The 11,668-nt window shown below is 68.9% G+C and carries 10 protein-coding genes; 3 read left to right on the top strand and 7 right to left on the bottom strand.

Annotated features, from left to right (window positions below; all coding sequences use genetic code 11):
• Positions 1–224 precede the first annotated feature (224 nt).
• Positions 225–1,868 (top strand): S53 family peptidase, encoded by a 1,644-nt coding sequence (locus BJY18_RS26925; RefSeq protein ID WP_184782726.1) that lies wholly within the window; start codon positions 225–227, stop codon positions 1,866–1,868.
• Between the two features lie 51 nt (positions 1,869–1,919).
• Here the strand turns inward: BJY18_RS26925 and BJY18_RS26930 are convergent, their stop codons facing one another.
• The 3 genes from BJY18_RS26930 to BJY18_RS26940 are packed head-to-tail and all read right to left on the bottom strand — an operon-like array spanning position 1,920 to position 4,834.
• Positions 1,920–3,854, bottom strand: coding sequence for an ESX secretion-associated protein EspG (locus BJY18_RS26930; protein WP_246460332.1), 1,935 nt, complete (start codon positions 3,852–3,854; stop codon positions 1,920–1,922).
• Positions 3,855–3,863: 9 nt separating this feature from the next.
• A complete protein-coding gene (locus tag BJY18_RS26935; RefSeq protein ID WP_184782728.1) occupies positions 3,864–4,424 on the bottom strand; it encodes a DUF3558 family protein in 561 nt (186 codons plus the stop codon).
• A gap of 20 nt (positions 4,425–4,444) precedes the next feature.
• Positions 4,445–4,834 (bottom strand): hypothetical protein, encoded by a 390-nt coding sequence (locus tag BJY18_RS26940; protein WP_184782729.1) that lies wholly within the window; start codon positions 4,832–4,834, stop codon positions 4,445–4,447.
• Positions 4,835–5,165: 331 nt separating this feature from the next.
• Here BJY18_RS26940 and mdlC point away from each other — a divergent pair, with 331 nt between their 5' ends.
• Positions 5,166–6,755, top strand: coding sequence for a benzoylformate decarboxylase (gene mdlC / locus BJY18_RS26945; RefSeq protein WP_184782730.1), 1,590 nt, complete (start codon positions 5,166–5,168; stop codon positions 6,753–6,755).
• A gap of 98 nt (positions 6,756–6,853) precedes the next feature.
• Entirely contained in the window at positions 6,854–7,588 is a 735-nt protein-coding gene (locus tag BJY18_RS26950) for a hypothetical protein (protein ID WP_184782731.1), read from the top strand.
• Here the strand turns inward: BJY18_RS26950 and BJY18_RS26955 are convergent, their stop codons facing one another.
• The 4 genes from BJY18_RS26955 to BJY18_RS26970 are packed head-to-tail and all read right to left on the bottom strand — an operon-like array spanning position 7,589 to position 11,018.
• Positions 7,589–8,437 carry an ABC transporter ATP-binding protein gene (locus tag BJY18_RS26955; protein ID WP_184782732.1) on the bottom strand — a complete coding sequence of 283 codons (849 nt, stop codon included), beginning with the start codon at positions 8,435–8,437 and terminating at the stop codon, positions 7,589–7,591.
• A 22-nt stretch (positions 8,438–8,459) separates the two neighbouring features.
• Positions 8,460–9,284 (bottom strand): ABC transporter permease, encoded by an 825-nt coding sequence (locus BJY18_RS26960; protein ID WP_376774770.1) that lies wholly within the window; start codon positions 9,282–9,284, stop codon positions 8,460–8,462.
• Between the two features lie 2 nt (positions 9,285–9,286).
• Positions 9,287–10,054 carry an ABC transporter permease gene (locus tag BJY18_RS26965; RefSeq protein ID WP_184782734.1) on the bottom strand — a complete coding sequence of 256 codons (768 nt, stop codon included), beginning with the start codon at positions 10,052–10,054 and terminating at the stop codon, positions 9,287–9,289.
• A gap of 1 nt (position 10,055) precedes the next feature.
• Positions 10,056–11,018, bottom strand: coding sequence for an ABC transporter substrate-binding protein (locus BJY18_RS26970; protein ID WP_184784863.1), 963 nt, complete (start codon positions 11,016–11,018; stop codon positions 10,056–10,058).
• Between the last annotated feature and the right edge of the window lie 650 nt (positions 11,019–11,668).

The raw sequence follows: 11,668 nt of genomic DNA on the forward strand, positions 1-11,668 counted from the left end.
GTCCGCATATTTCCGTTCCGGCCCACCGGGGTAGCCGGGCGAATCGGGACGACCTCGCCTAAAACGGCCGGAAATTGCCGTGGTGAAACAAAAACCAACCACTCCGAAGGTCAGCCAAAAGTAGGTTCCTCCGGTCCGGACGGTTTCTTATGCTCGGCGAAACAGGGTCGAGCTCCGGGTCCGCCGGGAGTGTTTCGACCCGGTCCCCCATGGAAGGAATCGCCATGCGCATGCGCAAGCTCGTCGCCGCGGCCGTCCCGCTGCCGGCGTTGCTGTGCCTTTCGCTGACCGGTGTGGCCAACGCCGATCCGCTGATTTCCTTGTCCGGCAATGACGCGCCGCTCGTCGCCAGTGCACGCAGTGGCGATGTCGACGGTGCCAGGCAGATCACCGCCGCGTTGTCGTTGAAGCTGCACAACCAGCAAGCGCTGCGGCAGTTCCTCGCGGACGTGCAGAATCCGGCCTCGCCGAACTACCACCACTTCCTCACCCCGCAGCAGTTCACTACTGCATTCGGCCCAACCCAGGCCGAGGCGGATCAGGCGGTCGAATTCCTGAAAGACAATGGCGCCACCGGGATCACGGTTTCCGGTAACCGTCAGGCGGTCACCTTCTCCGGTACCGCGGCCCAGCTGGAATCCGCGTTCCACACCGGGATCGGGAATTACCTCGACACGGTCACCGGCCGCACCTTCTTCGCCAACGACTCCGCTCCGGCGCTGCCGAAGTCGGTGGCGTCGGTGGTCGACTCCGTGGTCGGGCTCGACAACCACGCGGTCCAGCAGCACTCCACAACCGAACAGGCCCCGCACGCGGCCAAAGCGGTGACCCCGGACATCCTCAAGAAGGCGTACGGCACCGGCGATCTCTCGGCCACCGGTGCCGGGGTGAGCGTGGGTTTCGTCGAGTTCGACGGGTACGACAAGTCGGACATCACGGCCTACGACTCGAAGTACGGCCTCAAGGGCGGCTCGGTGACCACCGTACCGGTCAACGGCACGAGCTACGACGACAGCCCGGGTCAGGGGGAGACCGAGGTCGACCTGGACGTCGAGGTCGTGCACGCGGTGGCCGCCGCGGCGGACTCCTACGTGTACGAGGCGGAGAACTCCAGCGCCGGCGAGCTGGCGATGTACCAGCAGATCGCGTCGGACAAGAAGGTCTCGGTGGTCTCCATCTCGTGGGGTGCTTGCGAAGCGGCGGAGGGTGCTTCGGCGGCCAACAGCGTGGACAAGGCGATCGCCACCGGCACCGCGGAGGGCATCAGCTACTTCGCCGCCGCGGGCGACGACGGCACCACCGACTGCGCTCGCCAGAACGGCTCGAAGGACAAGGCGGTCGACTTCCCCGCGTCCAGCCCGAATGTCTCGGGCGTCGGCGGCACGCAGCTGTCGGTGGACTCGTCGAACGGCTACGACGGTGAGGTCGCGTGGAACGACGGCGCCTCCGGTGGCGCCGGCGGTGGTGGCACGTCCACGATCTTCGACGCGCCGTCCTGGCAGGGCAAGCAGAGCACGACCAAGCGCGAGGTTCCGGACGTTTCGGCGGACGCCGCGCAGGGCTCGGCCTACACCATCGTTTCCGGTGGCCAGACCGGCAACGTGTGGGGCACCTCGGGTGCGGCTCCGCTGTGGGCGGGCTTCACCGTGCTGCAGAACGAGGTCAGCGGGGGCCCGCTGGGCAACCTGAACCCGAAGTTCTACGACATCGGCAACGGCGCGCAGTACGGCAGCGGCTTCAACGACGTGACCGAGGGCAACAACGACTTCAACGGCACGACCGGCTTCAGCGCCGGAACCGGCTACGACCAGGTCACCGGCTGGGGTTCGTTCAAGGGCGCCGGGCTCTCCGGTCTGCTCGGCAGCTGACCCGCTCGCTCCCGCGTGCGTGCCTGCCCAGCGCGGACACGCACGCGGGAGTCATCCGAGCCGGTCCCGGGCCGCTTCCAACGCGGCTGCGACATCCGTGCGATCCGCCGGTGCGAGGGTGGCTTCGGCTCCGGACCCGGTCAGGAGCCAACGTCCCTCCGGGGTGTCGCAGACGCGCAGCGGTGCGCTGCACAGGTGGTGGCCGTCCGGCGCGCGGGACTCGACGTACAGTTCGGCCACCATGACCGGCGGAGCGTCGAAGAGGCCGGGCCTGAACGGTCGCGGCTCGCCGATCGCTTCGGCGCCGGCTGGCAGGACGTCGGCCAGCACTCGCGCGAGATTGGTCTCGCGGAAGGTGCGGACGAAGATCTCGTCCTCGTCGCGTACGGCGATGACGCGGAACCACCGGTTGCCGGAGACGAGCACGCCCAGCCGCACGTCGCGGACCGTGTCCGCGAACCAGCCGAACCGGGCTTCCGGCGGCCGGGTCAGCAGCGCGGTCAGGTCGGCCAGCTCGGGTTCGTCGGCGTCGAACGGAGGTATGCCGTGCCGGAGCACCAGCTCCCGGACCGCCAGCTCGGCGTGCCGGGACTCCTGCGAGTCCCGCCAGACCGGCTGCGGAGCCAGCACCGGATGCAGTTCGCCGCCGGTGAGGGTGGTGACCAGATCGGCCAGCTCGGTGTCCCGGAAGACCGCGGGCCGGGCGAACCACACCATCACTCGCCGATGACGGGTGGCACCGGTTTCACCCCGCTCTCGGACGACACCTCCTTCGCCCCGAACGGATCCTCGCCCCGTACGGGATAGCGACGCCGGTGCTCGTTCTCCTCGGACCTGCCTCGTGACGGCGGCGGAGTGCCGGCCAGCGCGGAGGACTTGTCCGTGGCTGCCGGACGGGTCGCCGGCCCGGACTGGCCGGCGGCTCGCGTACCCCCGCCGCCGCGCGGTTCGCCGCCGGGCGGGGTGGTGTGGCGGGGCGTGTTGCCGGGTGGTTCGGGCGGCGCGGTGCGGAAAGCGTTGCCGGATGGTGGGTTTCGGGAGGTGCTGCCGGGTGGCGGGGTACGGGAGGCGTTGCCGGGTGGCGGGTTTCGGGAGGTACTGCCGGGTGGCGGGGTACGGGAGGCGTTGCCCGGCGGTGCGAACGGGGCTGTGGCCGGCGGTGCGGGCCCGGGGTGCGTCAAGACCCATGTCGATCCCGGGGCCCCGACGCGGGCTGTCCGGGCCCGGCGGAGCGAGACGGTCGGGTGTGCGGACCTCGCCCTCGGGTGTGCTTGCCGTCTCGGTGACCTGCGCGGGATCTGGGATCAGGCTGGTCCCCGCCGTTCGCGAGGTGGTCTCGTCTCGGCCGTGGGTGGCCGGGGCCGCGTTGTCCGGCGACCGGGTGCCGCCACGGTGATCGATCGGTGAGACGTCGTCGTGGGCCGGGGCGGGCCGTGGTGTTGCCGGATGGCGCGCGCCTTGCCGCGGCAGGGCCGGTTTCTGCTGGACGGACGTCTCACCGGTCGTGGTGGTGCCGTAGCCGTCCGGCATGGCGGCGGCGCCGCGCGTGGCCTGCTCCGTCCAGGTCCGCATCGCCGCGACGTTGTTCGCCGCGGTCTCCTGTGCCTTGACGACCCGGTCGAGGTAGCTCACGCCGGAGACGGGACCGCCGAGCACCGCGTCGGCGAATCCTGGCAGCTCGGGAACGGGCTGGACCTGGTTGCGGGCCCGGTGGAAGTTCTCGGCGTGCTCGTGCAGCAGCTGTTCCATCCGCTGCAGCCCGTCCATCGCCTGCAGGTACGCGGGCGGCAGCGGGCCGGCCCCGCGCTGCGCGGCGTCGGCGCCGCCGCCTTGCCAGGACTCGTCCAGCCGAGCCGCGGCCGCGCGCAGGTCCCCGGCGAGCTGCTGGTACTGCCCGCGCACCCGCCCGAGCAGATCGGCGACCGCGACGAGCGCGGCGGTCCCGTTCGCCTCGGCGAAGTTCTGGTAGATCTCCTGACCGGTCATCGCCACGGTTCAGCCTCCCTGCTCGATCCGGTCGAGGACGGCCCCCGCGAGGTTCCGCACCGCGGTGCACGAGTCGTCACCGGGCCGGCCGATGACGGTGAGCACGAGGTACCACTGGGCGTTCACCCCCACGCCGAGCGTGCAGGCGCCGTCTGGACGACCGTCGTCCCGGCTGTGGAAGACGGCGGGATAATCGGCGACCTCGGTCGGGGAGAAATAGCCTTCAAGGTATTCACCCACCAGCTGGAGCCGGTAGAGCAGCCGAAGTCCGTCGTCGGCGTGTGCCACGATGACTCCGCCGACGACGTGTGGGCCGCCGAAATCCCAGCTGCACGCCGGATCGCCGGTGAACGATCGGGCCGGTCTGCCCGGTGCTCGTCCGTTGAACTTCCTGAGGTGCGCCGCGTCCATCGCACTGCAGGGGGCGGCGGCGTAGCGGGTGACGTCGAGTGGATGAGGCACGGCGATCTGCGGGGCGTTGTTCGAGTTCGCGGATTTCGCCACCCCGTCGATTGCCTGATTTCCGCACGCGGCGGTGCCGAAAACAGTCAGCGCACTCCAGAACGCCACTGCTGCGGATCTCCGGAACCTCATTTCTCGAAGAGCTTTCCGGTCGCTTCCTCGGTGTTCTGGTATTCACCGGCCGCACGCCGGAGTGAGTCGGTGAGTGAACCGAGGTATGCGATCGCGGCCAATGACGCTTGGGACGCCCTGCCCAGCGATCGGGCGGCCGAAAGCGCGTGGGTCGCCGCGGGTTCGTCAGCCGAGGTGCGGGTGTTATTCTCGTATGCACTCGTCAGCAGGTAATGTGCGTCTTTGGCCCGATCGAGCAGAGCTTCGAGCGACGTGATGTGTCGCTTCAGTTCGTCCGGTTCGACGAGGTAACCGGCAGCCGGTCGGGCGTGCGCCGGATCGAACAGCTCCGCAGCCGACGAGTACGACGAGTGGATTGCGCGGGAGTTCTTCGGGTCCGGTTGCACGCGCCCTCCCCTGGCGGTTCGAATTCCCGGACTCCTGAACGTAACATGCAGAGCTGTTGTGCACATGGAAAATTGCAGAAATTCCTCCATTTGCCGAATGCGCAGATGCGCATGCACGTGCATTTACCGCGACGCGCGGGGTGAACGTCACCGTTCGTGTCGGCAAGTGAGGACGCCAGACTCCCGAGCGGGTGAACGTGGACCACCGGGCGGGGCATAGCATCGGACGGTGGCCGCCGCCGAGGGTGGTGTGCTCAAGTCGGATGCGGGGTGACCGCACGTACCGAGGAAAGGGGGTGGGGAGCCGGCCCGTCGGGCTCCCTGACTGCCAATGGGTACTCGCACTGTCCGGGACGCCACTCGCGAGCTGTTGCGGAACCTCGGTCTCACCACGGTGTTCGGTAACCCGGGCACCACCGAGATCGCGTTCCTCACCGAGTGGCCCGACGATTTCCACTACGTGCTCGGGCTGCAGGAGTCGGCCGTCGTCGCGATGGCCGACGGCTACGCGCAGGCGACCCGCCGGCCGGTGCTGGTGAACCTGCACTCCGCGGGTGGGGTCGGGCATTCGCTCGGGCACGTGTTCACCGCCTACCGCAACCGGACCCCGCTCATCGTGCTGGCCGGTCAGCAGACCCGGTCCCTGTTGCCCGACGAGCCCTTCCTCGGCGCGGTGGAAGCGGCGAACTTCCCCAAGCCGTACGTGAAGTGGAGCGTCGAACCGGCAAGGGCGCAGGACGTGCCCGCCGCCATCGCGCACGCCCACCACGTGGCCACGCAGGCGCCGCAGGGCCCGGTGTTCGTCTCGGTGCCGGTCGACGACTGGGACGCCGAGGCGACGATGCCGCTGCCGGCCGGGCACCGGGTGCCCGGTTTCGCGCCCGACCCGGACGCGCTGGCCGAACTGGTGACCGCGCTGGACGAGGCGCGGCGGCCCGCGCTGGTGGTCGGCGCGAGCGTCGACCAGGACGGCGCGGTGCCCGATGTCGTTGCCCTGGCGGAGAAACTCGGCGCCGGAGTGTGGGCGGCGCCGATGTCCGCGCGGTGCTCGTTCCCGGAGGACCACGAGCTGTTCCTCGGTTTCCTGCAGCCGGAACGGATCGCCGTCGCGGAAGCACTGCGGGACCACGACCTCGTGGTGGTGCTCGGCGCGCCGGCGTTCACCTACCACGTCTACCGAGGTGAGCCGGACCGCGCGCTCCCGCCGCTGTACCTGGTGAGCGACGACGAGCAGGTGCTGGCGCGGGCGGGCGAGGGCACCGGGATCCGGTCGACGCCGGGGCACGCCGTCCGGGCGCTGACCGAGCGGGTCGCGGTCGGCGAGCGGACCGCGACCGGCAGGCCCGCGCCAGCGGATGCACCCGCCGAAACCACGCCGATCTCCCCGGCGTTCGCCTACTCTGTGGTCGCGGAACTGTTGCCGGAGAACGGGATCGTGGTCGAGGAGACGCCGAGTCACCGGAACGTGCTGCACGAGCAGCTGCCGATCACCGCCACCGACACCGGCTTCCTCACTGTCGCCAGCGGAACCCTCGGTTACGGCCTGCCCGCGGCGGTCGGCGCGGCGCTCGGCCGGCCCGACCGCAAGGTGGTCGCCGTGCTCGGCGATGGTTCCAGCATGTACTGCGTGCAGGCGCTCTGGACGGCCGCGCAGCAGCACGTGCCGGTGACCTTCGTGGTGCTGGACAACGAGCAGTACGCCGCGGTCCGCATCCTCGGCGAGACAGCCGGCGGCCGGAAGGTTCCGGGCACCGCCCTCGGCGGGATCGACTTCACGACGCTGGCGCAGAGCATGGGCTGCTCGGCGAGGACGGTCAAGGAGGCCGCGGAACTGCGTCCGGCGCTGGCCGCCGCGCTGGCCGAGGAGGGCCCGAGCCTGGTGCACGTGAAGGTGGATCCGAACCCGCAGACCTTGTACTGAGCATCTGGCGAACGGGTGATTCCGGCGGTGAAACGTGATCACCGCCGCCTTCCCGGACTACGGTGACCGCTTCGACCACGGTGTCCGGGGAGGGACCAATGGCGAAGCAGGAAATCCGTACGAGACCGGACGGCACGCGTTATCCGATCACGCCCAAGAAGGGCGGCGGGGCAAAGCTCTTCGTAGGCGCGGTCGCCTTGGTGACCGTCGTCGGCAGCGGCACGGCGGTCGGATCCGGCGTGGCCGGGCTGGGCGGGGCGGGGATGGAAGCCGGGTCCGCGGCGGAAGCGTTGCCCGGCAACCTCTCCGGCGAAGTCGCGGATTCGCTGCCAGGGCGAAGCCTGAAAACCCGCACTTCCGAAGGCCGCAAGTCGGCGCAGCGCGGGCGGAAGAGCGAAACGTTCGGACGGTTCAAGCTCAAGCAGCTCGACCAAGCCGTGAAACACGAGGCGCAATGCCTTGCGGCCTCGACCGACCGGGTACGGGAGTACCTCGCCCGGCACCGGTGCACCTCGCTGGACCGAGGCCTCTACGCAGTGGGCGACGGCCACGGCGACGCCGCGGCGATTTCACTGGTGCGAGTGCGATTCCCCAAGAAGAGCGACGCCACCGGCTGCGAGAAGGTCGAAAAGATCCAGGGCAGCGGCGACGTCAAGCCGTTGGGTTCAGCCGCACTCGGTCTGGCCGGACTGTCGTTCTCCGGGCACCACTACCGCTCCCGCATCGACCGCCGGACCCTGGTGATCGCCGAGGTCGAGACGATCACCGGGCACCTCGACGCCGGTACGCTCGATGCGCTCGCCGACGTGTCGGTGTGGTTTCCCGGGGCCTGATCAGCGTTTCGCGTTCTCCACAGTGGACGAAGCGGCCTTCTCCGCGGCTTCCCATTCGGCCGCGTCCGCCGCCGCGGTCACGGCGGGCCCGTGCAGCAGCCGCGCCACCTCGCCGCGCAGGGACACGAACTGCGGGGACTCGCGGGTGGTGATCTGGTCACGCTGGGCGGGCAGGTCCACCGGCAGGTCCGCGACGATGTGCGCCGGCGACTTCGACAGCACCAGCACCCGGTCGCCCAGGTAGACGCTCTCGTCGATGTCGTGCGTGACGAGCAGCACCGTGGTGCCCTGTTCGGTCTGCACGCGGCGGAGCAGGTCCTCCAGATCGAACCGGGTCTGGGCGTCCACCGAGGCGAACGGTTCGTCCATCAGCAGGAGCGCGGGACGACTCGCCAGTGCGCGGGCGATGGACACCCGCTGCTGCATACCGCCGGAGAGCTGCCACGGGAACTTCCCCTCGACGCCGGCCAGCCCGACCGCCGACAGCGCTTCGCGGGCCCTGTCGCGCCGGGTCGCCTTGTCGAGTTTGCTCCAGCGCAACGGGAACTCGACGTTCTTGCCCACAGTCAGCCACGGGAACAGCGAACGGCTGTAGTCCTGGAACACCACCGCGAGGTCGTCCGGCACGCCGGTCACCCGGTCACCGTGCAGGCTCACCGTGCCCGCGGTCGGTGGGAGCAGCCCGGCGATCGCGCGCAGCAGCGTCGATTTGCCGCAGCCGGACGGCCCGACGATGCAGGCGAGTTGCCCGGCTTCCACGGTGAACGACAGCTCGTCCACCGCCACGTGCGCGGTGTCGCCGGTGCCGTAGCGGTGGCCAACCCCGGAGACCTCGAGCATGGTCGACATCAGAAAACCTTCCGAAGAGGTGCTAGTTCCGGCCGGGCTGCCACCCGAGCACTCGCCGCTCGACGGCGAGGAGGGCGGCGTTGAACCCGTATCCGAGGATGCCCAGCAGCACGACCCACGCCCACATCTGGTCGTAGTCGAAGGCCCGCTGGGCGGCTGACAGTGCGTAGCCGATGCCGTTGAGCGCACCGACCAGCTCGGAGATCGCCATCAGGATCAGCGCGATGGACAGCGACAACCGCAGCCCGGCGAAGATCTTCGGCAGTGCCGCGGGCAGCACCACCATCCCGATCCAGTAGCGACGCGGAGTGCGGAACGCACGCGCGGTCTCCACCTTCACCTTGTCCACCGAGCGCACACCGTCCACTGTGTTCAGCAGCACCGGCCACAGTGAACCGAAGATGATCGTGGCGATCTGCATGCCCGGTCCGATGTGGAACAACACGATGAACACCGGTACCAGCGCGGGCGGTGGAATGGCGCGGAAGAACGCGAACAGCGGGCCCACGTAGTCCATCCCGGTACGCGAGCGGCCGAGTGCAGTGCCGAGCGCGATACCCACCACCACCGAGAGCAGCCACCCGCCGAGCACCCTGGCGAGGCTGGGCAGGACGTGCTCGAACACCGCGTCACCGAGGAACAGCTGCGAACCGGGGCCGGAGAACCACAGCTTCACCGCGGCCGTCGCGATCTTGCTCGGCGGCGGGAAGAACACGCTCTCACTCAGCCGGGTCGCGAGCTCCCACAGCAGCACGAGCACCACGAACAACAGCCATTTGCGGGCGAACCCGCTGATCCCGCGGCTCACCCGGCCGCGCAAGCGTGCCGGGACGGGCCTTTCCAGCACACTCACGCGGTGGCTCCTTCGTCGGCCTCGTTCCAGCGGAACAGCCTGCGGCCCAGCCGTTCCAGCCCCTCGTTGACGATGAAGCCCAGCAGTCCCGCGACGACGGTGCCCGCCAGTACCAGGTCCATCCGTCCGCTGACGGAGCTGGCCTCCAGCACGAACTGCCCGATGCCGAGTTTCGCGCCTGCCAGGAACTCGGTGCTGATCACCAGGATCAACGAGATCGCCGCGGCCATCCGGATGCCGGTGAACACGAACGGCGCCGAGTGCGGCAGAACCACCGAACTGAGGATCCGCGATCGCGGGGTGCCGTAGCTGCGGGCGGTCTCGACGAGCAGCGGGTCGACCTCGGCCATCGCGTAGATGGTGTTGAACAGGATCGGCCACACCGAGGCGTACACCGCGAGGAAGATCTTCGCCTCGGGGCCGCCGCCGATCACGATCAGGACGAGCGGGATCAGCGCCACCGAAGGAATCGGCCGCAGGAACTCGACGATCGCCTTGGTCGCCTCGCGCAGCCAGCGCACGCTGCCCAGCAGCAGCCCGGCCGGTACCGCGATGGCGATCGAGATCGCCATCGCGATCAACCAGGCCAGCGCCGAGGCCACCACGTCGCGGACGAACTCGACGTCACCGAGCAGCTGGCCGATCCGCGCGAACACCACGGTCGGCGGCGGCAGATCGGTCTGATCGACCCAGCCGGCCCGCACGATCGCCTCCCAGATGAGCAGGAAACCGAGCAGGCCGGTCAGATTGCGGACAACACGCACGTCAGGATGCGTTCGCCTGCGGGACGATCATCGTGGCCACGTCGATCTTGGCCGGGATCGAGCCGAACTGCTGCATCAGGTCCGGAACCCGCTGGATCCGCCGGGCGTCCAAAGTGGACTGGAAGGTGAGCAGCTTGGTCAGTGAGGCGATGTCCTGGTCGACCTTCGAGAACTTGACCAGCAGCGGCTCGATCTTCGAGCGGTCAGCGGCGTCCTTGGTGGCCTTCGCCATCGCACGCTGGAACGCGGCGACGGTCTTCGGGCTGCCGGAGGTGAACTTGCCGAGCGACCCGTAGCCCGCGGTCGGGAAGTCCTTCGTGCCGCCGGTCGCGGTGTCGATGATCTCCACCGTGCCGTCGTCCTTGGCCGACTGCGTGATGAACGGCTCGGTGAGGAAGCCCGCGTCCACGTCGCCACGCTTCACCGCGGCGCCGATCTGCGGGAAGCCGATGGGCACCCACTTCACGCCGGTGAAGTCCACGCCGTTGTCGCGCATCACGGACTTGGTCAGGGTGTCGCAGATGGTGTCGGTCGCGGTGATCGCGATCTTCTTGCCCGCCAGGTCGTGCACGTTCTTCACCGTGCTGTTCGGCATCGCCACGATCTCGGTGCTCTTCGGCCCGGCCGAAGAGGCGTCGGCGACGAACTTGATGTCGGCGTTGCTCTTGCTCTTGGCGACGAAGAACGGCGTGTAGCTGCCGTAGGCGATGTCGACCTCACCGGAGAGCAACTTCTGAAGCGAGGCCGCGCCGCTGGCCGCGTTGACCGCCTCGACGTCGAGGCCTTCCTGCTGGAAGTAGCCGTTCTGCACCGCGAGGTGGAACGGGGCCACGTCGATCGTCGGCATGATGGAGACCTTGATCTTCGCCTTCTCCAGGCCGGATCCGCCGCTCGTGCTGCCCGAGTCATCCGAACCGCCGAGCAGGCCGCAGCCGCTCGCGGTCAGCGCGACGCCGCTCGCCATGGCGAGGGACAGGAAACCGCGCCTGCCGTATCTACGCTGGTTGCTCGCGGCTGCTTCAAACAAGGTCGCTCCTATGCGGATGAGGTCACGCCTGGGGTACCAGATGTGTGGGTGGAGGTATGTGGCTCATCGTCCGGAGTCACGCGGCTACTGTAGAGAACCACCCTCGTTACTCACAATGGGTGGTCAGTAACGGTTCAGAGGTGGTTCGCGTCACTCGATCAGGTGAGCGATTGTGCTGCTGTGGCGCGTCGTGCGGACAAGCCGTGGATGCCTGAATGCCTTGATCCGCTGCCCGGGTACACCTGGGCCGACATCTGGAGGGTTACAAATGCGCCAAGCGTTCGCTACCCTCTGCTCCTGCAAGTGAGGTGTGGACCACCGATGTAGTGAGCGGCAGCCTTGTGAAGAGGTACTCCGCGCACGCCGGCGCGAAGCCGGTCAAGGGTGGCCTCGGCCGAATGGACCAGCGACCGACCACGTGCGGGGACCGAACGTCATGCCAGAGCTGAACCGATTCCGCACCCGGGGTGACGGGAAACCGCACCTGAAAGTCGATCTTTTCACCCGTAAGGGTGTAATGACCTGGTCAGTGGCCTGGACCATGGCGGGTCCGGGCCTGCTGCCGGAGGCGTGCGGGGAGTGACCGC

Origin of the sequence: Amycolatopsis jiangsuensis (genome assembly GCF_014204865.1) — a bacterium.
Classification (GTDB): domain Bacteria; phylum Actinomycetota; class Actinomycetes; order Mycobacteriales; family Pseudonocardiaceae; genus Amycolatopsis; species Amycolatopsis jiangsuensis.